General features: G+C 45.0%; 21 protein-coding genes and 5 tRNA genes. 25 read left to right on the top strand and 1 reads right to left on the bottom strand.

All coding sequences use genetic code 11. The annotated features are described in order from the left end of the window. Positions 1 to 197 precede the first annotated feature (197 nt). Both CKV62_RS07995 and CKV62_RS07990 read left to right on the top strand, forming a co-directional pair. Positions 198 to 749: a TIGR01440 family protein gene (locus CKV62_RS07995; protein ID WP_095066442.1), complete on the top strand. Its 552-nt coding sequence runs from the start codon at positions 198 to 200 to the stop codon at positions 747 to 749. Positions 750 to 759: 10 nt separating this feature from the next. Then, positions 760 to 2,658, top strand: coding sequence for an LPO_1073/Vpar_1526 family protein (locus CKV62_RS07990; protein WP_095066441.1), 1,899 nt, complete (start codon positions 760 to 762; stop codon positions 2,656 to 2,658). A gap of 61 nt (positions 2,659 to 2,719) precedes the next feature. On the opposite strand, the gene CKV62_RS07985 is transcribed toward CKV62_RS07990, so the two are convergent. Continuing rightward, positions 2,720 to 3,445 (bottom strand): Crp/Fnr family transcriptional regulator, encoded by a 726-nt coding sequence (locus CKV62_RS07985; protein WP_095066440.1) that lies wholly within the window; start codon positions 3,443 to 3,445, stop codon positions 2,720 to 2,722. Between the two features lie 273 nt (positions 3,446 to 3,718). On the opposite strand from CKV62_RS07985, the gene hcp reads away from it, so the two are divergent. From hcp to rplJ, 23 genes are all read left to right on the top strand, one after another. Next, on the top strand, positions 3,719 to 5,284 hold the full coding sequence (gene hcp, locus CKV62_RS07980) for a hydroxylamine reductase (RefSeq protein ID WP_095066439.1): 1,566 nt from the start codon (positions 3,719 to 3,721) through the stop codon (positions 5,282 to 5,284). A 536-nt stretch (positions 5,285 to 5,820) separates the two neighbouring features. Then, the gene (gene sdaAB, locus CKV62_RS07975) at positions 5,821 to 6,483 is read left to right on the top strand and encodes an L-serine ammonia-lyase, iron-sulfur-dependent subunit beta (RefSeq protein ID WP_095066438.1); all 663 of its coding nucleotides are present in this window, start codon (positions 5,821 to 5,823) and stop codon (positions 6,481 to 6,483) included. An 11-nt stretch (positions 6,484 to 6,494) separates the two neighbouring features. Beyond that, positions 6,495 to 7,367: an L-serine ammonia-lyase, iron-sulfur-dependent, subunit alpha gene (sdaAA, locus tag CKV62_RS07970; protein WP_095066437.1), complete on the top strand. Its 873-nt coding sequence runs from the start codon at positions 6,495 to 6,497 to the stop codon at positions 7,365 to 7,367. A 73-nt stretch (positions 7,368 to 7,440) separates the two neighbouring features. Next, positions 7,441 to 8,856: a CCA tRNA nucleotidyltransferase gene (locus tag CKV62_RS07965; protein WP_095066436.1), complete on the top strand. Its 1,416-nt coding sequence runs from the start codon at positions 7,441 to 7,443 to the stop codon at positions 8,854 to 8,856. Further along, positions 8,856 to 10,823 carry a penicillin-binding transpeptidase domain-containing protein gene (locus CKV62_RS07960; protein ID WP_095066435.1) on the top strand — a complete coding sequence of 656 codons (1,968 nt, stop codon included), beginning with the start codon at positions 8,856 to 8,858 and terminating at the stop codon, positions 10,821 to 10,823. Before CKV62_RS07965 ends, CKV62_RS07960 begins: the two co-directional genes overlap by 1 nt. Before the next feature lie 45 nt (positions 10,824 to 10,868). Further along, the gene (locus CKV62_RS07955) at positions 10,869 to 11,696 is read left to right on the top strand and encodes a bifunctional 5,10-methylenetetrahydrofolate dehydrogenase/5,10-methenyltetrahydrofolate cyclohydrolase (protein WP_095066434.1); all 828 of its coding nucleotides are present in this window, start codon (positions 10,869 to 10,871) and stop codon (positions 11,694 to 11,696) included. Then, positions 11,689 to 12,030: a hydrogenase maturation nickel metallochaperone HypA gene (gene hypA / locus CKV62_RS07950; protein ID WP_095066433.1), complete on the top strand. Its 342-nt coding sequence runs from the start codon at positions 11,689 to 11,691 to the stop codon at positions 12,028 to 12,030. The genes CKV62_RS07955 and hypA overlap by 8 nt, the downstream gene beginning before the upstream one ends. 14 nt (positions 12,031 to 12,044) lie before the next feature. Beyond that, positions 12,045 to 12,698 carry a hydrogenase nickel incorporation protein HypB gene (gene hypB / locus CKV62_RS07945; RefSeq protein WP_095066432.1) on the top strand — a complete coding sequence of 218 codons (654 nt, stop codon included), beginning with the start codon at positions 12,045 to 12,047 and terminating at the stop codon, positions 12,696 to 12,698. Next, on the top strand, positions 12,695 to 13,981 hold the full coding sequence (locus CKV62_RS07940; RefSeq protein WP_095066431.1) for a hypothetical protein: 1,287 nt from the start codon (positions 12,695 to 12,697) through the stop codon (positions 13,979 to 13,981). Before hypB ends, CKV62_RS07940 begins: the two co-directional genes overlap by 4 nt. Before the next feature lie 28 nt (positions 13,982 to 14,009). Beyond that, a complete protein-coding gene (gene brxF, locus CKV62_RS07935; RefSeq protein ID WP_095066430.1) occupies positions 14,010 to 14,474 on the top strand; it encodes a BREX-3 system P-loop-containing protein BrxF in 465 nt (154 codons plus the stop codon). Positions 14,475 to 14,720: 246 nt separating this feature from the next. Next, positions 14,721 to 14,796 (top strand) — tRNA-Thr (locus tag CKV62_RS07930). Positions 14,797 to 14,805: 9 nt separating this feature from the next. Next, positions 14,806 to 14,890 (top strand) — tRNA-Tyr (locus CKV62_RS07925). 5 nt (positions 14,891 to 14,895) lie between these two features. After that, positions 14,896 to 14,971: transfer RNA gene (locus CKV62_RS07920), tRNA-Met, on the top strand. 30 nt (positions 14,972 to 15,001) lie between these two features. Next, positions 15,002 to 15,077 (top strand) — tRNA-Thr (locus CKV62_RS07915). 5 nt (positions 15,078 to 15,082) lie between these two features. Beyond that, positions 15,083 to 15,159: transfer RNA gene (locus CKV62_RS07910), tRNA-Met, on the top strand. 222 nt (positions 15,160 to 15,381) lie between these two features. Beyond that, a complete protein-coding gene (tuf, locus tag CKV62_RS07905; RefSeq protein WP_095066429.1) occupies positions 15,382 to 16,569 on the top strand; it encodes an elongation factor Tu in 1,188 nt (395 codons plus the stop codon). A gap of 433 nt (positions 16,570 to 17,002) precedes the next feature. Beyond that, positions 17,003 to 19,240, top strand: a complete 2,238-nt coding sequence (locus CKV62_RS07900) for a nitric-oxide reductase large subunit (protein WP_095066428.1) — start codon at positions 17,003 to 17,005, stop codon at positions 19,238 to 19,240. A 266-nt stretch (positions 19,241 to 19,506) separates the two neighbouring features. Next, on the top strand, positions 19,507 to 19,656 hold the full coding sequence (rpmG, locus tag CKV62_RS07895) for a 50S ribosomal protein L33 (protein ID WP_004693530.1): 150 nt from the start codon (positions 19,507 to 19,509) through the stop codon (positions 19,654 to 19,656). A 41-nt stretch (positions 19,657 to 19,697) separates the two neighbouring features. Beyond that, positions 19,698 to 19,919 (top strand): preprotein translocase subunit SecE, encoded by a 222-nt coding sequence (gene secE, locus CKV62_RS07890; RefSeq protein ID WP_038116182.1) that lies wholly within the window; start codon positions 19,698 to 19,700, stop codon positions 19,917 to 19,919. Between the two features lie 11 nt (positions 19,920 to 19,930). After that, complete coding sequence (nusG, locus tag CKV62_RS07885; protein ID WP_038116184.1) at positions 19,931 to 20,467, top strand: transcription termination/antitermination protein NusG; 537 nt, start codon at positions 19,931 to 19,933, stop codon at positions 20,465 to 20,467. Positions 20,468 to 20,567: 100 nt separating this feature from the next. Then, positions 20,568 to 20,993: a 50S ribosomal protein L11 gene (gene rplK / locus CKV62_RS07880; protein WP_004693535.1), complete on the top strand. Its 426-nt coding sequence runs from the start codon at positions 20,568 to 20,570 to the stop codon at positions 20,991 to 20,993. A 74-nt stretch (positions 20,994 to 21,067) separates the two neighbouring features. Then, entirely contained in the window at positions 21,068 to 21,778 is a 711-nt protein-coding gene (rplA, locus tag CKV62_RS07875) for a 50S ribosomal protein L1 (RefSeq protein ID WP_095066427.1), read from the top strand. Positions 21,779 to 21,952: 174 nt separating this feature from the next. After that, entirely contained in the window at positions 21,953 to 22,450 is a 498-nt protein-coding gene (gene rplJ, locus CKV62_RS07870; RefSeq protein WP_054674852.1) for a 50S ribosomal protein L10, read from the top strand. Positions 22,451 to 22,479 lie beyond the last annotated feature (29 nt).

The following is a 22,479-nucleotide window of genomic DNA, read 5'->3' as shown; positions in this document are numbered from 1 at the left end:
AGAGGCTTGCTTTAGCGAGCCTCTTTTTTGTTATCTTTAAATGTATCCGGTGATATAGGGCGATATTTTCGCGATTTATACGGTATTATCATGCGATGTTCACCTCATATGTGTAGAGTATAGTCTATCGAATCTATCGATTTTGTGATAACATACATTATAGATTTTATATATTCATTATCGAGTGAGGCGATGATATGAGTTCCTTAGAAGATATACGTCAGTCTGTTCGTGTGGCGATGACTGAGTTATTAGATTTAGCAAAGATTCATGCAGGACAATTATTTGTTGTCGGTTGCTCTACCAGTGAAATCATGGGTAAAAAAATAGGCACTGATTCCCACGTTGATGTGGCTCATGTCGTATTTGATGAAATATATGATGCCGTTAAGGCTCGTGGGCTTAATTTAGCGGTTCAATGTTGTGAGCATATTAATCGCGCTTTGGTGATGGAGCGTGGAGCCGTTACATGGGAGGAAGAGGTGAATGTGGTTCCTCAGCTGCATGCCGGCGGCGCTATGGCGGTGAGGGCCTATGAACAGTTCACAAATCCTGTGGTGGTCGAGTTTATTAAAGCCGATGCCGGTATAGATATCGGCGATACTTTTATCGGTATGCATATGAAACATGTGACGGTGCCGGTGCGTCTCAGTATTAAGGAGATCGGTTCCGCTCATGTGACCGCGTGTCGTGTTCGTCCTAAGAGCATTGGGGGCGGACGTGCTGTATATAATGAAGCGTTGATGTAGGGGGAGAGTTATGTCAAGCGTAGTACCTTATTTTGTTTTGACCATTGTGGCATTGGGCTTTTTTGCGGTTTGTTACGCCGTATTTAATCGTGGTGATGGTAAAAGTCAAACACGTGATACGAAACGTGACACACGTGTTCGTCATACGCGGCATAATACGGATACGGGTCATAGCAGTAAAGCGTATCCGGAAATACCATTTTTAAATAAAGAACCTGGTGCCGATCCTTATCAGCGTGAACCTCAGTATGATATTCCGATTCAAAATAATGGTTCGGGTGTAGATGTGTATCAACATGAGTCTTTGCCGGATACGCCGTTTCATAGCGACAGTTATAATGCGGATGAATATCAAGATGAGTATTATCGCGTTCCGTCACCTCAAAATCAAACTTTTAATGTAGACGATAATCAAGAGGCGTCGGCTCAGGATACACAACCTCAAAATGAATATGCTCTTGCCCTTGTGGATTCTCGTGAAAGCGATTTGATACCTGATGAGTATGTCGCTTATAAAACATCATTAAAACTGGGCGATCCGGAGCGTGAGGATACATCGACTACATCAGATGTACCTGATACACAGGATGTAGCCGATTCCCCGGAACAGTCGATTGCACCGAATTTGCAAGCTACATCAGATACAATTATTCTTGATGCTGTTACGGATGAAATGCGTCAGCAATCTGAAGGTGTTGAGGATACGATTGCCATGGGTGAATCCCTGGAAGCCCTTGCGGCGGATAAAGAGGAAGCCATTGACGCCACACAGATGATCGGCGGCGTTATAAAGGAAAAGCGGAATGATCAGGAGCAGGCGGCACCTCAAGCGCTATCCGCCTTAGAAGAAACACGCCTCTTTGATGCTGCGGAAATCAACGAGCAGCTGGCTGCGACTGAACGGTTACATGAAGAGTCATCCTCTCATGCTGTACCGCAAATAGATTATGAAGATAAATATCTTGAAATGGCGATGGCTCCTTTCACTCATGCCTTTGGTGTTTTGTCCGGTGATACGCATCAGTATGTTGAATCGATCACACGGGATGCATTGGCGGCGCTTAATGTCACAACTGTGGCAGAGGTCAATGTATTATTGGATAATATCGTTATCCAAGAGGCGTTGATGAGTATGCAGAAAGCCTATGCGGGCACGACGACGGAGTGGATGAAATCCGCTGCATTGGGGGCGTTCCTCGATGTGGTACAGTCGCCGAAGTCCAGCACACCTTATTTAGTGGCCTTTGATGCGTTGCGCGTGTTACCGCATATGACATTGGGGCACTTTCAGGTGATGGCCTTAACATTGCTGTTACAGTATTCTCGTAATTCAAATAACTATGGTCTCATTCACTTTCAGCATTATGTGGAAAAATATATTGAGCCGTTTATTTCCGATTTGCCTCAGAATCCGTCGTTTTATCGTCAGCTAGAGTATCTCCGCTGTACGCAGGAGGAACGGGAACCGATTACATTGGCGCAGGTGTTGTCGAACTCGTATCCGTTTGTATTCAACTATCGCGGTTTTACCAAGGAGGAATTGTTCCGAGCTACGGACGGGCATGGTGTTGATCCGCGTTATGTGGTGCGCAGCTTGAATTCCAATCTGTATAAACTGGCCCTCGTTGATGAAGCGATGGCACCGCGATTCTTTAGAGAAACGCGTATTTCTAACTTCATGGTACAGCGCGATCTGATCGCTCTTATGAAGAGTAAGCCTACCGCATTTTCAGGGCAGGAAGCGCGCGATATCATGGATGATATTTCACCGGTACTTCTCGACTTGGCGGATGTATTTGACAATACTCCGATGTCGTCCATCAGCTTGACTTTATTAGGTCTTTATTTGGGACGCGCCCATGTGAAAGCAACCATCGGTGAAGAATTTGATTTGTCTCATTGGTTCTGATAGATTTCGGATTGTAAAGAAAAGCCTCACCCTGTCGATATGACGGGTGAGGCTTTATCGATTATAGTCCGTTAAACCCGAACTCTTCGATTTCATCTATGTCTTTTAATGTTACATTGCGGCCTGCAATGTCTATGATACCCTCGTTACGCAGACGGCCCAGTTCACGGCTGAGGGCGGTGCGGGATACGTTGAGAACCTCCGCCATCTGTTCGCGATTATGAGGCAGGTGGATTGTCGTGGACTGCTGACGGTTATACAGATCTGTGAAATATGCGAATATTTTTTCTCGCATTCCCTTTAATGTGAGATAGTGAACCTTTCTTGTGAGAAGGATTGCTTTTTCAGATAAGTCCTGCAACAGGTTTGACAGGATTTTCGTCTGACACTGGTGACAGTCCGGCAAGGTTTCGATGAATGTTTCCAACGGAATAAACATGATTTTTGTTGCTTTCACGGCCTTGATCGTAGCAGGCCAGAGCGGATGTTTGCTGAATAACAGCGCCTCGCCGAAGATGGCGGATTCGTCGAGGTTCGCCATGATAACGCGTTGCCCCATCACGTTTTCCCGTGTTAAGAGTGTACTGCCTTCGAGGATAACGCCGATACCCTCCATCGGATCGCCGGAGAGGGCGACGAATTCATTTTTCTTGTAGCTGTGTACGATAACCTTTGCGTTGTTCAAGTAGCTGCGCAATTCCGTTTCCCCTAAGTTGTTGAAGAGGGGACATTGTGTGAGGATAGGCATATATTGGTTGATAATATCATTTGAAAGTATTTGTTTCATAAGCGCCTCCTGTGTGATAAAACGTATATGTAATCTTAAATAGGTTCTGTATAATTATAATATAGGGATTGATGTCCGACCTGTTCCGTAAGGGGAGTCAGGTAAATTTTTCAAAAAAGTTTTTATTTGTTGCTCAAGCTACAGAAATTGTATCACCTTTAGGATATACTTTGCAATGTAATCAATCGGATATCCGATAATTATCGGTGTATCGTACAGGTTTTATAGATTTTAAGCTTGACTGCGAGAAAGTCTCGCAAAGGAGGATTTTCAATGAGTATGTTCTGTTATCAATGTGAACAATCAGCAGCACCAGGTGGCTGTACAGTACAAGGTGTATGTGGTAAAACTGCACCGGTTGCAAACAAACAAGACGAATTAACTGCAGCTTTGGTGGGATTGGCTCGTGCGTTAGACGTAAAAGGTCACACTAAAGAAGGTATCGATTATATTATGCGCGGTTTGTTCATGTGTGTAACAAACGTAAACTTCTCTGAAGACCGCGTTCAAGAATTCATTGACGAAGTGAATGCTTACCACGCAAAAGTGGACAGCGTTCAACAAAATTTCGATTGGGAACAATTGTGGAAAGGTGAAGAAGACATCGTATCCCTTCGCTCCACATTATTGTTAGGTATGCGTGGTATGGCTGCATACGCATGGCATGCTGCTCGCCTCGGTTTCCACGATGCTGATGTTGACGCTTGGTTCGTTAAAGGCATGGTAGAATTCGCTAAAGATCACAGCGCTGAAGAATGGCTTGATCTTTTGATGGAATTCGGTCATATCAACTTGAAATGTATGGCTGTTCTTGATAAAGCTAATACTGAAACATATGGTACACCTGTACCGACTACAGTTCCTTTGACTGTAGAACCTGGTCCTTTCATCGTTGTAACCGGTCATGACCTTCATGATTTGAAACAATTATTGGAACAAACTGACGGTAAAGGCGTAAATATCTATACTCACGGTGAAATGTTGCCTTGCCACGCGTACCCTGAATTGAAGAAACATCCTCAATTGAAAGGTAACTTCGGTACCGCATGGCAAAACCAACAAAAAGAATTCGTTGATGTTCCTGGCGCATTCCTGTTCACTACAAACTGCATTATGCCGCCTAAAGAAAACTACAAAGCAAATATCTTCACTACAGATATGGTAGGTTTCGACGGTTGTGCACATATCGAAGAAAAAGAAGACGGCACTAAAGATTTCAGTGCAGTTATCAACCGTGCTATCGAATTGGGCGGCTACAAGGAAGCTCAACATTTCACAGGCATTAACGGCGGTCATGAAGTGACTACAGGTTTCGGTCATGGCACAGTATTAGGTATTGCTGATAAAGTAATCGATGCTGTAAAAGCCGGTGCTATTAAACACTTCTTCTTGGTAGGTGGTTGTGACGGTGCTAAAGTAGGCCGTAACTACTACACTGAATTCGTAAAACAGACTCCTGATGATACTGTTGTATTGACATTGGCTTGCGGCAAATTCCGTTTCAACGACATGAATATCGGCGAAATCGGCGGTATCCCTCGTATCCTTGATATGGGTCAATGTAACGATGCCTACTCCGCTATTCAAGTAGCAGTAGCCTTGGCCGGTGCATTTGAATGTGACGTAAACGACTTGCCATTAACATTGGTATTGTCCTGGTACGAACAAAAAGCGGTATGTATCCTGTTAACCTTGTTGGCATTGGGTATCCGTAACATTTACATCGGACCTTCCTTGCCTAAATTCTTCTCCAGTAATGTATTGAACATTTTGGTAGAAAAATTCCAATTGCATCCAATTACAACTCCGGAAGCTGATATGAAAGCTATCTTGGGCTAATCGGATCTATTATCTAGGTAACTGCAGTCCTATTTCCCCTCTCTTTTATGATTTAGGACTGTTGTTATATATATATATGGCGCACCCTGGGCCTCTCTCCCGGGGTGCGTTTTTTTCCTGTGAAAGTTATTTATAGATACAGTATATTGATGGGACACCTTCACATCTACAGTTATAAAAAGGAAGGGCTATACTTATGCAGCGACATCAGGTCACGAGGAGCAAAGAAGTATAGCCCTTCCTTTTTAATTAAAATGTAGTAATGAAATCTGGGCCCCGTCAATATACAATCCTTCTAAGATAACTTTCACAAGAATAAAGAAAGTCTATTGAAGACGTACAAATATGCCGTCAATGTACATATAGACAGTCCTGTAACTTCATTGTTATACTATAGATGAATGAGGATAATTCCTGTTAATCCCTATGTTTTCAGGGAATTATAGATGGCGTTTTCATTCATGGTTATATGAAAATGGTATCGGTATGGTAATTATCGTTTTAAATTGTTTTGTATATCTACTGTAGAGGCGATTATGAATAGTATTTTTGATATTATAGGACCCGTGATGATCGGACCGTCCAGTTCGCATACGGCAGGGGCCGCGCGGCTGGGAAAGATGGCGCGCTGCATATTCAGGTCTACGCCAAAGAAGGTGGACCTCACATTATACGGTTCCTTCGCTAAGACGTATAAGGGACATGGTACGGATAAGGCGCTCTTGGGCGGCTTGTTGGGCTTTAAGGAGGATGATGCGAATATTCGCATTGCCGATACTATGGCGCAGCAGGCGGGCATGGAGTATAAGTTTATCGAGTCTCCGCTTGATGTGGGGCATCCGAATGTGGTGCAATTTGATATGTATGATGAGCATAATCGGCATATGGCTGTTGTGGGACGTTCGCTCGGCGGTGGTCAAATCATGATTACCGAAGTGGATGGAAATGACATGTCCATTACAGGGGACGAATTTACGCTCGTCGTATTTCATGAGGATCGTCCCGGTGCTATTTCTCTTGTCAGCCAGGCGCTCAGCGAATCGGATATCAATATTGCGACGATGCGCGTATTCCGCAAGGGCAGGCATAAGGATGCGGTTATGGTTATTACTACGGATACCGTGGTCAATCCCATTACGGTTCAGTTTATGCGCGAGTGTCCCGGAATTCAGGATGTTATGACCTTTGAGGCATTATAGGAGGGCGAATTATGAGTTATGCATACGATACAGTTGCAGATATTATTCGCCTGGCGGAGGAGAATAATATCTCCTTTGGTGAAGTAGTATTGCGCAATGAATTGGAAAATTACGACCGCACAGAGTCGGATGTGTTCAATGAAATTGAACGCCGCTTAGATATTTTCGAAGAATCCATTCAAGCCGGATTATCTTATACCGAAAAAACGACATCCGGAATGTCCGGCGGTCAGGCGGCACATCTGAATGGACAAACGCCTCGTTTTATGAGCGAGATTGCATATAAGGCGATGACCTATGCCATTGCCGTTAACGAGGCGAATGCGAAAATGTTTCGCATTGTCGCGTGTCCTACGGCCGGCTCCTGCGGCGTAATGCCGGGTGCGGTGAAAGCCATAGTCGAGCACTATAAATTGGATAAGGCTGCGGTGATAAAGGGCTTTTTAGCGGCATCAGGCATCGGAAATGTGGTGGCAAACCGTGCATGTGTGGCCGGTGCCGTTGGCGGATGTCAGGCGGAAGTCGGTACCGCCGCGTGTATGGCGGCCGGTGCCATCGTGGAAATGATGGGCGGTACACCGCGTCAAGTGGGCGATGCGGTGGCTTTGTGCATGAAAAATTTATTGGGCCTTGCCTGTGACCCTGTGGCGGGGCTTGTAGAGGTACCGTGTGTAAAACGTAACGGTTTCTATGCGGTCCATGCTATTACCGCTTCGGAAATGGCTTTGGCTGGTATTGAAAGCCAGATTCCGCCGGATGAAGTTATTGAAACAATGAATAATATCGGTCGTGCTATGCCTGTGGCATTGCGCGAAACGAGCGATGGCGGTCTTGCGATAACACCGACGGGACTGGCAATTACAAAACGGGTGCAATCCTTATAAGGGTTGCATCTTTTTTCATGTCTCCATTTGTAGTAAAATAAAAGTTAGACTAGCGTGGAAAGGAGGGCGTCAGATGGAACAGGCGAAACGCATATTGTCCATATTGGAAGATGCCGGCTATGAAGCTTATATCATAGGCGGTGCTGTTCGCGACGTATTGTTACATCGTGAACCTCATGATATAGACATTGTTACATCTGCACGTCCCGATGCGGTTATCGATACATTGCGCAGTCATGATGTGCAGACGACAGATCTCGTAGGAAAGTCTTTCGGGGTCGTCGTGGCCACTGTCGGTGATGCGCATTATGAAATTGCGACATTCAGAAAAGAGCGATACGGTACAGACAGTCATCGACCCGAGGAAATCTCCTATGCGGATACCCTTGAGGAAGATGTGGCACGGCGCGATTTTACGGTGAACGGTATGGCCATGAACCGACAAGGTGAAATCATTGATCTCGTCGGAGGCCGTCGAGACATTAAGCATAAAACATTGCGTACCATCGGCAATCCGGTGGAGCGGTTCGAAGAAGATGCGTTACGACTATTTCGGGCCTGCCGTTTCGTGGCAAAGCTTGATTTTCTGCCGACCAAGGAGTTACTGGATGCAATGCCGAAGGCATTTCATCGTGTATCGGGGTTATCACTGGACCGGGTTCGAGGTGAGCTGGACCGACTTATGTTGGAGCCTGCTGTGGCGAAGGGCTTGGATGTGCTCGTTCAATCACGCCTTGCGGAATGCTCGTGTCGCGTTGTGGAAAATGGCGTGGCGAGAGAGGTGCCGATTTTGCCTGAATTGTATCACTTGGTGAATCTGCCTCAAGAAAAGGACTTTCACGAGTTCGACGGTTGGTATCATACATTGGCCGTTGTTGCCCATACGGAGCCGGATTTAACGGTCCGCTGGGGGGCCTTGCTGCATGATGTGGCAAAGGGAATGCCTGCGATTCGCGCCGTTCATAACGGGAGGCTTACAGATCGCGGTCATGATACATTAGGTGCCGAGATGGCGGAGACTATATTGACCCGATTGGGATATTCTAAAAATTTTGTGCATCGTGTCGCGTGGATTGTAAAGAATCACATGCGCTTTCACTATTTTGCTCAGAACGGTGATGCGGATGAACGAAAGTGGATCCGCAAAGAAGCGCGAAGCGGTGAATTTAGGGATAGTCGAATTATGCGTGAGGCCTGGGAACAGTTGGCCAAGGTGTGCGCTGCCGATGTATTGGGCTGCGGAAAGCCTAATGCGGCGACGGATGGCACGTTGGCGTTTGGTGAATGCATGGCGGATTTGAGTTTATCCATGCCTGTACATACTAAGGACCTGAATTATGATGAACGGGTGATTGAATTGGCGGGGAAACGAGTCGGGGAAGGCTTGCAGTATCTGTTGCAACAGGTGCAGAACGGTATTATTCCGAATGAATCTGATGCTTTATATAACGCCTTGGATCATAAACTACGCCGTCCATTGGAGAAATGATGAATATAGTAGAAAAAATATTGAAACGAATGAGCAGCTGGAACAGAACGACATGTTGTCTGGCGATTCTCATGGGGGTGGCCTTCGCGCTCGTAGGCCGACTGGCACAATTACAAATTTTTGATACCTTTGACTTGCAGGCAAAGAATTTGTCGCAGGTGCAGGTGGATAGAAAACTGCAATCGCCGCGTGGCACCATTTATGATCGAAACGGTAAACCGCTGGCCATGAGCGTGGTGACAAAATCCTTATATGCGGATCCGAAAATGATCAAGCAATCGCCGCAGGAAATCGCGGAACTGATTGCGCCGCATGTGATGATGTCCGAATCGGATATTGTGAAAGCCTTGCAGGAGGATTCCGCATTCGTCTGGCTTGACAGGATGATGGAACCGGAGCACTCCAAGGCGGTGGCGAAGATTATTAAGGATAACAATATTGTGGGGCTCAACTTTGTAGAAGAGTCCAAACGATATTATCCGAACGGTATCCTGGCGGCTCAGATCCTCGGCTTTGTCGGCACCGATGATAAAGGTCTGGACGGCCTTGAAATGGTGCTGGACGATGAACTGAAGGGCGGGGTTCAGCAGGAAATCGTTGCAACGGATAACAAGGGGAACGCTATTTTCGGTTCCGTATTATCCAAGTTTTTACCTGATAAGGGTAAAAGTATAACATTGACGATTGATGCTACGATTCAGTTTATGGCGGAACGAGCTTTGGATAAGGCCATGGCCGATACAGGGGCGAAGCACGCCAGCGTTATCGTTATGGATCCGAAGACCGGTGAAATTCTCGCTATGGCAAACCGTCCGACCTATGATCCTAATCATTATAATCAGGGGACGGAAGAAGACTTTAAAAATATTGCCGTTACGAACTTGTATGAACCGGGTTCCACGTTTAAACCGATTATCGCGTCTGCCGCATTGGCTTCCGGTAAATGGGAGCTCGATAAGGTGTACAACGATAAAGGTGCCTTTTTAGCCAATGGACATATAATTCGAAACTGGAATGGTGAAGGATATGGTCAGGTACGCCTTTTGGATATCCTGAAATATTCCATCAATACGGGGATGGCGGAAGTCGGTACGACAACCGGTGCCGAAATCCTCTCGAAATATGTTCGCGACTATGGGTTCGGCTCCACTACCGGCATTGAATTGCCCGGAGAAGGGGAAGGCATTTTATATGATCCTCAGGATATGAGTAAACTCGACGTGGCGACGATGTCTATCGGTCAAGGTGTAGCGGTAACGCCGCTTCAAATGGTGCGTGCCTTTGGGGCTATCTCCAACGGGGGCACCATGATGAAACCTCACATCATCAAGTCCTACAGCAATGCTCAGGGCGAGGTGACGAGCACGACGGAACCGACTACCGTAGGTCAACCGATTCCGACTGAAACGGCGAAAACCATCGTAGATATTCTGGAAAAAGAAGTCTCCGAAGGGGGCGGTACGAAAGCGATGGTTGAAGGGTACCATTTCGGCGGTAAGACGGGGACAGCCGAAAAACTGGATACGAAAAACGGCGGTTATCTGGATGGACAATATATCGCCTCCTTTATCGGTTTCGGCCCTGTAGAAGATCCTAAATTCGTAGTCCTCGTAGCCATTGATGATCCGAAAAAAGGATCTATTTACGGCGGGCAAATTGCGGCGCCGGTATTTAAGAACATCATGGCGCAGCTCGTGCGATATTATCAGATCAGTCCTTATGTTAAGGATGGTGCTGAAGTAGCATCTGCACCGAGCATTTCGTTGCCGCCGGTGAATCCGTCCGGTGACGGTTCTATTGTATTGCCTAATTTCGGGGGCTTTACATATGGCGAAGTGCGCGACTGGCTCCATAAGGCCGGACTTGCATTTAAGCCGGACGGTACGGGTACCGCGGTTTCTCAGGATGAAAGCCCCGGTTCTACCGTCAAAGCGGGCGATGCTATTACAGTTCATTTTAGTCGCTAATAGTTTAGCGGTAATTTTGTTAGATCCCTTGGAATGGAGATAGTTATGATTGAATTACGCGGTAAGGCGGTGGCCGATGCCCATAAGGAGGCATTGCAGGATAAAATCGCAGCGGTTGGTGATGCGGTGATTACCATGGCGGTATTACTTGTGGGAAGTGATCACGGTGCTCATATGTATGCCACATTTATGGAAAAAACGGCGAAGAATTTCGGGTATGGATTTGTACTGAGAGAATTACCTGAAACAGTCTCTCATGATGAAGTGGTGACGGCATTACGGGAACTGAATGATGATGACACCGTTCACGGCATTTTGCCGTTGATGCCGATGCCGAAACATATCGATACGGAAGTGCTCATCGACGCGCTTGACCCTAAAAAGGATATCGACGGTCTCACTACGTATAATATCGGACTCGTAACGGCCGGCAAGGGAGGCTTCGCACCGTGTACCGCAAAGGCGTGTATGGCTATTCTGGATCACTATGGTATTCCTGTAGAGGGAAAACATGTGGTCGTTGTAGGACGCAGCCAGGTTATCGGGAAGCCCGTAGCTTTCATGACCCTCGCCGCACACGGCACCGTTACGATTTGCCATTCCAGGACGCCGGATTTAGCAAATTATGTAAAACAAGGTGATATCGTTATTGCTGCGGCCGGTCGACCTCATATGATTACTGCGGATATGATTAAGCCCGGAGCCGTAGTTATCGATGTAGGCATCAATGAATTGAACGGGAAAACGGTGGGCGATGTGGATTATGATGCGGTGAAGGAGATTGCTTCGGCCATCACTCCGGTGCCGGGCGGTGTCGGATCCGTTACGACAACGATGATGCTCGAGGCTGTATACGAGGCATATCATGCATGAAATGTCCATTGCTGAAGGCATCCTAGATATAGCTCTTGATACATTGCGACAACATGAGGCGAAAGTCGTTCATTCTGTACAACTTGATCTAGGCCTTATGAGTGGAGTCGAGCCGGATGCATTGCTGTTCTGTTGGGATGCGGTAACGAAAAATACCCCTGCAGAAGGATCTCGTATTGACATTAATAGCATTCCTATTGAAGGAAGGTGTTTGGATTGTGACCGTCACTTTCACGTGGAAGATTATAAATTTATCTGTCCCTATTGTGACAGTCATTTTGTACAAACCGTAGGCGGTCGTGAATTACAGGTGACCTCTATGGATATAGATTGAGAGAAAGGAAGGCCATGCAAGTTCAAGTTAAAACGGATGTACTGGCGAAAAATGATGCCATTGCAGAGTCCTTACAACAGCTGTTTAAGGAAAAGAACATATTTGTATTTAATCTGCTGGGCTCTCCGGGGTCGGGTAAGACATCTCTTTTAGAGGCGACGTTACAGGATCTTGCTAAAGACTATCGCCTTGCCGTTATTGAAGGAGATCTGTTCACCGCTAAGGATGCGGAACGAATCCACGCACTGGGTGTACCGGTTATTCAAATTAATACGGTAGGCGGTTGTCATCTGGATGCGAAAATGATTCAAGACGCATTGGGCGATTTGAATCTGGATGACCTTGATATGATTATCATAGAAAATGTAGGTAATCTTGTGTGCCCTGCGGAATTTGATATCGGTGAAAGTATGAAGGTCACCGTTCTATCCGTTACGGAAGGAGAGGATAAGCCCCTCAAATATCCGTTGATTTTTAAAGAATCGAAAGCGATTTTACTGAATAAAATTGATTTACTGCCGTATATACCGTTTAAAAAGGATAAGGCTTTACAGGATATACGAAATTTGAATCCCGCAGGGGAAATTTTTGAAGTGAGTTGCACCGCTCGCGATGGTCTAGAACCATGGCTCGCGTGGTTGCGTGCACAGTTGGAGAATAATCGATGAACCATTCTATGAAGCGTCGCATTGCGGCAACACTTTTGGTAGGACTATCTGCAACCGGCATCGGATATGCGGAGGAACCTGCTGCTACGAAGACTATGCCTGTGGCGACTACGAAAAGCCCGGAACAGTCCAAAACGGGCTGGCTTGCGGAACAGATGGCCGTTACAGATTTCGGTGATTCCATTCAGTATTGGCAGGCGGCCAGTGAAAATGAAGGGCCTTTGCCGAGTGCGACAAAGAACAACCTGGCTGATATCGGTAAGTCCTATACGGCTAATAATTTACCGGCTCTCGGTGATACGGCGGATGATTATGCGATTGAAGGATACCGTTTGGGTGATCACTTTACAGCGCCTAAAGATGTGGAACGTACCTCCGTGCGGGATAATTTCACAACCTATTTCATGAAGGATTTTGATGTTACCGTTTATACCGGGCCTGCAAAGGAACGATTGGTAGATAATCAGTTACGGGGACAAGGGGCCAATTACTTCTTTGAACCGAATACCATTACTAATATTCATAGTACGAAAAAGGGCACCGCTACTGTACGGGAAATCGGTCCGGGCAGCACGCGTATGGAACTTGTCTTTGCTTATGGCAGTCCCAATGCGATGTGGCGTGACCAAAAGAATGAGACTTATATTTTCCTATATGAAGGCCATGAGGAAAATTCATGGGATCAAAAAAAGGAGTTTACCGCCTCTGTAGAGAATACAAATAATAATAGCCAAAAAAAATCCATGTTAGATGATCGCAAAAACTATATTGCTTTTACTATCAAAAACAATACGGTGGAGGCTGTTGATTTTATTTCCGGGCAGGTATGGCCTCGTTTCGGATTACCTAAAGCGCCTGTATATAATTTCGAGGCGGGAAAATTGACGGCTGATGACTTTGTACTGCGCGGTTTTCAGTTGAACGATCATTTCGTCAATGATCCGAATAATGAATGGAAGACGCAAGGTATGTTGTTCGGTTCCACCTTTATCGGCTATAACGAATACGGTGTCAGCGTTGATAAGAATTCCTTGATCAACCGGGTGTTACTCAATATTTATACGCCTACTCGCCGCGGTATCGCGATGGGGGATACAAAATATCTATTGCTCTTTGTTTACGGAATGCCGACACGTATCGTTGAATCTACAACGAATACCGGCACTGCTACCGTATATGAATATAAAAATCCGGCGGCAAGCAATTCTTACTTACAGTTTGCCCTAGATGATAAAAACCAATATATCAAATCCGTTATGTTATCTGATCGTCCTGTTAAATAGAGACGATCACAGCGAGGAGGCAAGGGATATGGTTACTGTTCAAGATGTAAAGGAACGATGGGAACAAATTCAAGGTGACGATGAACGCATACTATTTATCGTCGGGGGGCCCGGGTCCGGTAAAAGTCTGCTGATTCGTGAGTTGTCTGAACAAAAGGGTTGGAAATATCTGGAAGCGAAACAATTAATCGAAGAGGAATTTCTGTTGGTTCCTCGTGATGAACGTCCGAAGCTTGCAGAGGAGGCCGTTCGTCGCGCCCTCAGTCGCAGCGATACGGAGGTCGTATTATTGGACGGAATTAATGTGTTCTTCGCACCGATTTTAAACTTACAACCTTTTGAACTATTGAAAACTATTAGTAAAACATATCCTATTGTCGTCGGTTGGAGAGGCCATCTTGAAGGCGACAAACTGTATTTGGAACATAATAATGATCCGAAACATGCTTCCGTAACGATTACACATCCGAGTCATGTATTGGAAATCGATTAATCTGATCGGAATTGATTTTGATTTGTATTATATTTAATTGTGATAGAGAAGCACTTTTGTTGAATTTTAGCGGTTCTTTCAACAAAAGTGCTTTTTCAATAATTTTTGATAAAATGCTTGCATAGGTCATGGTTTCATGATATTATGATTAAGCATAAAGAGGCACCTTGGTAAACAAGATTAATTTATCAAAAAAATCTTGACACTGAGTGCGACGGATGATAGAATACATCTTGTCGTGAAAATGCTGGCGTAGCTCAATAGGTAGAGCAGCTGACTTGTAATCAGCAGGTTGTGGGTTCAATTCCTATCGCCAGCTCCATTTTATTTTGGAGGGATTCCCGAGCGGCCAAAGGGAGCAGACTGTAAATCTGCCGTCTTCGACTTCGAAGGTTCGAATCCTTCTCCCTCCACCAGTTATAGCGGGGTGGAGCAGTTGGTAGCTCGTCGGGCTCATAACCCGAAGGTCGCAGGTTCAAGTCCTGTCCCCGCAACCATGTTTTTACAGTGACGTGAACGTTCATTGTGCTGGTGTAGCTCAGTCGGCAGAGCGTATCCTTGGTAAGGATAAGGTCACCGGTTCAATCCCGGTCACTAGCTCCACATATGGCGGCATAGCTCAGTTGGCTAGAGCAATCGGTTCATACCCGGTGTGTCCGCGGTTCAAATCCGTGTGCCGCCACCATATACCCTCACCTGGTGGGGATTTTTTTATGTCCAAATCTAATACTTATTATGCTTTTGCCTGTGATGAGTGAATCAGGTGAAAGCATTTTTTGTTTATCAAGCTTTATAGATTATGATATAATATCTTGTAAGGATGTTAATTCCGTTGATTAAATTAGTTTAATATATTATATTAATATTAGAATGTAATTTGTTTTTGTGAAGGAGGATACAATCCTAAATGGCAAAAGAAAAATTTGAACGTACGAAACCGCATGTTAATATCGGTACAATCGGTCACGTTGACCATGGTAAAACTACTTTGACTGCTGCAATCACTAAAGTATTGGCTGAAAAAGGCCAAGCTGACTTCCAGGATTACAGCATGATCGATAAAGCTCCTGAAGAACGTGAACGCGGTATCACAATCAACACTGCACACGTTGAGTATGAAACTGAAAATCGTCACTATGCACACGTTGACTGCCCGGGCCATGCTGACTATGTTAAAAACATGATCACCGGCGCAGCTCAAATGGACGGCGCTATCTTGGTTGTATCCGCAGCTGACGGCCCTATGCCTCAAACTCGCGAACACATCTTGTTGGCTCGTCAGGTTGGCGTTCCTGCAATCGTAGTATTCTTGAACAAAGCCGATATGGTTGACGACGAAGAATTGATCGAATTGGTTGAAATGGAAGTACGTGAACTTCTTTCTTCCTACGAATTCCCTGGCGACGAAGTGCCTATTATCATAGGTTCCGCATTGAAAGCGTTGGAAGGCGACGCTCAATACGTAGCGAAAATCGACGAATTGATGGCGGCTGTAGATTCCTACATCCCAACGCCGGTTCGTGATACTGATAAACCTTTCTTGATGCCTGTGGAAGACGTTTTCACAATCACCGGTCGTGGTACAGTAGCAACCGGCCGTGTTGAACGTGGTGAAGTAAACGTTGGCGACACTGTAGAAGTAGTAGGCTTGAAAGAAAAAGCTGAACAATACGTTGTTACAGGTCTTGAAATGTTCCGCAAAACATTGGATTCCGCAGTAGCAGGTGACAATGTCGGTGCATTGCTTCGCGGTGTTGACCGTAAAGACATCGAACGTGGTCAAGTATTGGCTAAACCGGGTTCCATCAACCCACACACTAAATTCAAAGCGGAAGTGTACGTTTTGACTAAAGAAGAAGGTGGCCGTCATACTCCATTCTTCTCCAACTACCGTCCACAATTCTATTTCCGTACAACAGACGTAACAGGTGTTGTAAACCTTCCTGAAGGTGTAGAAATGTGTATGCCTGGCGATAACGTAACAATGGAAATCGAATTGATCACTCCAATCGCTATCGAAGAAGGTCTTCGCTTCGCGATCCGCGAAGGTGGCCACACAGTAGGCGCCGGCGTAGTAACACAAATCGAAGGTTAATATGCCTTTTATGCTCATCGCAGTGATGCGCTGAGTGTGATAACTGAATCATAGATTCTAAAAAGGGACCCGTCGGGTCCCTTTTTATATTTGTCTCATGCATTGATTGAAAAACAGGATTGAATGTCCAAATATATAATCCTGATATAGATATAGATATAGATATAGATATAGATATAGATATAGATATAGATATAGATATAGATATAGATATAATATGTCCGATTCCCTGTAATGTGCTAAACATTTTGTGTTGAAAATTGATCGGGTTATGATGAAATGATACGTAGGATTTATTTGTAATGATTTGTAGTGAGAAAAATTTCAATACATTGTAACTTAGGATACAGCTTTATCACTAGATTTAGTGTATAGTATATACGAGGAGGGCATAGGTCCTCTTTTGTGCGTTTATAGAAAAGGAGGTAATGTGATGGGTGAATACAAAAAGTATTGGATAGCCGTGGTAGCTGTTCTTGTTATCGGATTTTCGATTCTCGGTTATCTGGGTACTGATGTGTATCATCAAGCACCGCCGGTGCCGACAGCGTATGTTTCTCGAGATGGACAGGTCTTATTTACTAAAGAGGATATTCTGCATGGTCAGTCGGCTTGGCAATCTACAGGCGGTCAATCCGTAGGTACCGTATTGGGGCATGGTGCATATCAGGCGCCTGACTGGACAGCTGACTGGCTGCACAAAGAGGTGTCCGTTATGCTCGACATCAAGTCTCAACAGGCCTTCGGTGTTCTTTATGAACAGTTAGGTCCTGCTCAGCAGGCTGCTGTTAAAGAAGTCGTTAAAACGGAGTACTTCAAGAGCGCCGTTCGCGAAGACGGAACCGTAGTGCTTTCACCGGAACGTATTGCGGCGATGAATATAACTGGGCAATATTTTGTTGAACTTTATGGAGACAACCCGAAATTATCCGAAACGCGTGATCATTTCGCGATGAAGGATAATACGTTGCCGGAATTACAGGACCGTATCGATATGGCGCGGTTTTTCTTCTGGACTACGTGGATGGCATCCGCTCAACGTCCGGGGACAGATGCAACATATACGAACAACTGGCCGCATGAACCGTTGTTAGATCACAATCCGACACCGGAAAGCATTGCCTGGTCCGTTGTGAGTGTTATTATTTTACTTTGCGGTATCGGTATCGTTGTATGGATGTGGGCGTTCGGTCGCAAACAGGATGATCATGAATTGACACCGCCTGCGGAAGATCCGATTTCCAAATTAAATCTCACACCGTCTCAGCGGTCTTTGGGAAAATATTTATTTACGATTTTGGCATTATTTTTATTACAGCTCGGTATGGGCGGTATCATTGCGCATTACACCGTAGAGGGACAGGCCTTTTATGGTATTCCGTTGGCGCAATACTTCCCGTATTCTATTGCTCGTACATGGCATATTCAGGCGTCCTTGTTCTGGATTGCAATGTCCTTTTTGAGTGCCGGTTTATTCTTGGCGCCGATCATTAACGGCGGTAAGGATCCGAAATTCCAAAAACTTGGGGTGGACATTTTATTCTGGGCACTCGTTGTTCTCGTAGTGGGGTCGTTTGCGGGCACATACTTAGGTGTCGCTCATGAAATTCCGGCGGCTTTGAACTTCTACTTGGGCCACCAGGGATATGAGTACATCGAGCTGGGCCGCGTATGGCAATGGATTGAATATATCGGTATTCTGTTCTGGCTTGTGCTCATGGTGCGCAGCATCATCGGAGCTTTCAAAAACAAAGGGGATAAAAACCTCATAGCCGCGTTTATCTTCTCGGTTGTCATGGTCGGTATTTTCTATGGTCCTGGGCTTTTTTACGGGGAACACAGCCACTTGGCAATCATGGAATACTGGCGCTGGTGGGTGATTCATCTATGGGTAGAAGGTTTCTTTGAAGTATTCTCCACTACTTTAATGGCGTTTATCTTTGTAACCCTCGGACTTGTATCATATCGTGCCGGTACAATCGCGGCGATCTCGTCCGGTGCTATTTATCTCATCGGCGGTATTCCGGGGACATTCCATCATCTTTACTTTACCGGTGTTACATCGACTGTGGTGGCCACAGGGGCATCATTCTCCGCATTGGAAGTAGTGCCTCTTGTTCTCTTGGGGTATGAAGCATTTGAAAATTATACACGCCTTCACAGTGCGCCTTGGATGCATCGACTAAAATGGCCTGTATACTGTTTCATTGCGGTGTCCTTCTGGAATCTGGTGGGTGCAGGTATCTTCGGCTTCCTTATCAACATGCCGGTTTCACTGTTCTATATTCAAGGTCTAAATACGACGGCCGTTCATGCTCATACGGCGTTGTTCGGTGTATACGGGTTCCTCAGCCTGGGCTTTGTATTCCTCATCGCCCGTTACATTCGACCTGAGGTGGAGTTTAACGACAAGTTGATGAAATTCGGCTTCTGGGCATTGAACTGGGGCCTTGCGTTAATGGTTCTTATCAGCTTACTGCCGATCGGTTTGATTCAAGGCTGGGCAAGCGTTACACAAGGCTTGTGGCTCGCTCGCAGCGAAGACTTCATGCAGCAGCCGCTGTTACAAAATCTGCGTTGGCTTCGTATGGTGGGCGATACTATCATGATATTGGGGGCATTGGTCTTCTTCTGGCAGATTGTGAAAGTAACTTTCACAAAGAAACAGTAATAAACAAGGCAGTAATAGTAAATATGTAAATATAATATATAGACATATATAAGTTAAATATAAGTTAACATGACATGGCGTTCTTTGGGTAGACAAGGGGCGCCGTTGTCTGTTATACTATTCATGTCAGGCACACGTGCCTGGCTTTTTTGAGTTGCTTAAATTCTTGACATCGCTTGCTACGTATGATATAGTTTTTTAGTATGTAGTCGAGCGATTTCGAGTGCAAAAGACAGATTAGTAAATATAAAGCGAGGTGTATCCGGATGCGTAATGCCATTACTTTAGCTTGCACAGATTGCAAACAACGTAATTATCAAACGAACAAGAATAAGAAAAATAATCCTGATCGTATTGAAATGATGAAATATTGCAAATTCTGCGGTAAACATACATTACACCGTGAAACAAAATAATTCTTATCATTCATTACCTGTTGATTTGAGGATGTGAAACAATGGCAAAGTCTAACTCAGCAGTGCAGCAGCGTGGTGGATTTGGAAAATTCTTCCGCGGTGTGAAAGCTGAACTAAAAAAAGTAGTCTGGCCAACAAAAAAAGAACTCATCAATTACACAATTGTGGTATTCTTAGTGACCATTTTTATTGCTGTGCTCATTTATGTATTTGATGCGATTTTTGCCCAACTTTTTAATACGTTGTTGCACTTTGTTGGATAGGGGGCCATTACATGGAAGCAGATAAGAAGTGGTATGTAATTCATACCTATTCAGGCTACGAAAATAAAGTAAAAACCACTCTTGAACTTAAGGTTCAGTCTATGGGTTTACAGGATGTTATCAGTCGTATTCTGGTGCCTCTTGAAGACGAAATAGATGAAAAAGACGGGGTTAAAAAAGTAGTAAAACGCAAAATCTTTCCTGGGTATGTATTGGTGGAGATGGAGGTTAACGACCGTTCCTGGTATGTCGTGCGCAACACGCCGGGCGTAACGGGTTTCGTCGGATCCGCCACAAAACCAGTTCCACTTTCTGATTCCGAAGTAGAACATATACTTAAGTCTCAGGGCTTGAATAAGAAGCCGACCGTCAATATTGATATTGAAGTCGGTGAAACGGTACGCATTACATCCGGGGCCTTTGAAGATAGACTAGGCGTTATTACAGAAATTAACCCTGAAAAGGAAACATTGAAGCTCAATGTGGAAATGTTCAATCGAGATACCGAAGTAGAGGTAGAGTTCTCTCAAGTTGAGAAAACTCTTTAATATATACATATAACTCTAAAAGCGCAATCGATTTTGGTTGCCAGTGGGAGGATGTACATCCGTTACCACCACAGTATAAGCATAGGAGGTTTAATTACCCATGGCTAAGAAATTAGTTAAACAAGTAAAACTACAAATTGAAGCCGCTAAAGCTACTCCAGCACCACCAGTTGGTCCTGCACTAGGTCAGGCAGGTGTTAATATCGTTGCTTTCACAAAAGAATTCAACGAACGTACTGCTAAGCAAGCTGGCTTGATCATTCCGGTAGTGATTAATGTATATGAAGATCGCAGCTTCGATTTCATTACAAAAACTCCACCGGCTGCAGTATTGTTGAAAAAAGCTGCAGGCATCCCTAAAGGATCCGGTGTACCTAACCGCGATAAAGTGGCTAAAGTAGGTCGCGATAAAGTTCGTGAAATTGCTGAATTGAAAATGCCTGACTTGAATGCTAATACCGTAGAACAAGGTATGCGCATGGTAGAAGGTACTGCTCGCAGCATGGGCATTGAAATCGTTGACTAATAAGCGTAGGATTGGCGCAATGCGCTGATCGGTGGGAGGGAATTCCCGTTTGACCACATAAGGAGGATATTATAATGGCAAAAGTAGGTAAGAAATACGCTGAGGCGGTAAAACTTATTGAAGCTGGTAAATTTTATGAGCCGGTAGAAGCAATTGAGCTCGTTAAGAAAACTGCAACTGCAAATTTCGATGAAACAGTTGAAATCGCTTTCAACTTGAATGTCGACCCTAAATACGCTGATCAACAAGTTCGTGGTGCAGTAGTATTGCCTCATGGTACTGGCAAAACTAAACGCGTTCTTGTGTTCGCTAAAGGCGACAATATTAAAGCCGCTGAAGAAGCTGGCGCTGATTACGTAGGTTCCGAAGAATTGGTATCTAAAATTCAAGGCGGTTGGAGCGACTTTGACGTAGTTGTGGCAACACCTGACATGATGGGTCAAGTTGGTCGCCTCGGTAAAATCTTGGGTCCTAAAGGCTTGATGCCAAACCCTAAGGTTGGTACTGTAACTCCGGACGTTGCTCGTGCAGTAAATGAAATCAAAGCTGGTAAGATCGAATATCGTACTGATAAAGCAGGTATCGTTTCCTGCTCCATCGGTAAAGCATCGTTCGATGAAGAAAAATTACTTGACAACTACCGTACAATCGTTGATACTATTATCAAGGCTAAACCTGTAGCAGCTAAAGGTCAGTATATTAAATCTGTAACCTTATCCGCTACAATGGGCCCTGGTGTGCCTTTGAACGTGTTCAAATTGAGCGCTGTTTCCAAAGAGCAATAATCATATATGTCTCTTAGCTGTAGACGGCTGGTATGTATAATGGATGAAAATCCGCCCGCTGAGGCTGACACTAGAACAACCTAGGACTAGTTACGACCTCATCGCGTGCGATGGGGTCGTTTTTACGCTAAGATAGTACATAGAGCACCAAAAAATCTACAAGGAGGTAATCTAATGGCTGTCACTGAACAAAAGAAAGCAATCGTTGCTCAAATGAAAGAAACTCTTTCTGAAGCAAAAGGCGCTGTATTGATCGGTTACTCCGGTTTGACCGTTGCGCAAGCAACTGATCTTCGTCGCAAAATGTTGGCTGAAGGTGTTGAATACAAAGTAATCAAAAATACATTGACTCGTATTGCTGCAAATGAATTGAACCTTGAAGGCTTTTCTGAACATTTAGAAGGTCCAACTGCGTTGGCTACTTCTAAAGATGATGCTGTTGCACCTGCTCGCGTTATTGAGCAATTTATTAAAGCTGTAGAAGGCGACGTTGTCACTGTAAAAGCTGGTATCGTTGAAGGCGAAGTTATGGACGCTGCAGGCGTTAAAGCAATCGCAAGTCTTCCAAATCGCGAAGGCATGCTTTCCATGTTGCTTTCCGTTTTGCAAGCACCTGTTCGCAACGTTGCATACGCTGTCAAAGCTGTTGCAGACGCAAAACCGGCGGAATAATTATTACTGCAAACTACTTGTCGGCTGCA

This window comes from Veillonella rodentium, from assembly GCF_900187285.1.
Classification (GTDB): Bacteria; Bacillota; Negativicutes; order Veillonellales; family Veillonellaceae; genus Veillonella; species Veillonella rodentium.
The sequence above is the reverse complement of the archived record's forward strand: the minus strand, read 5'-3'. Positions and strand labels throughout refer to the sequence as shown.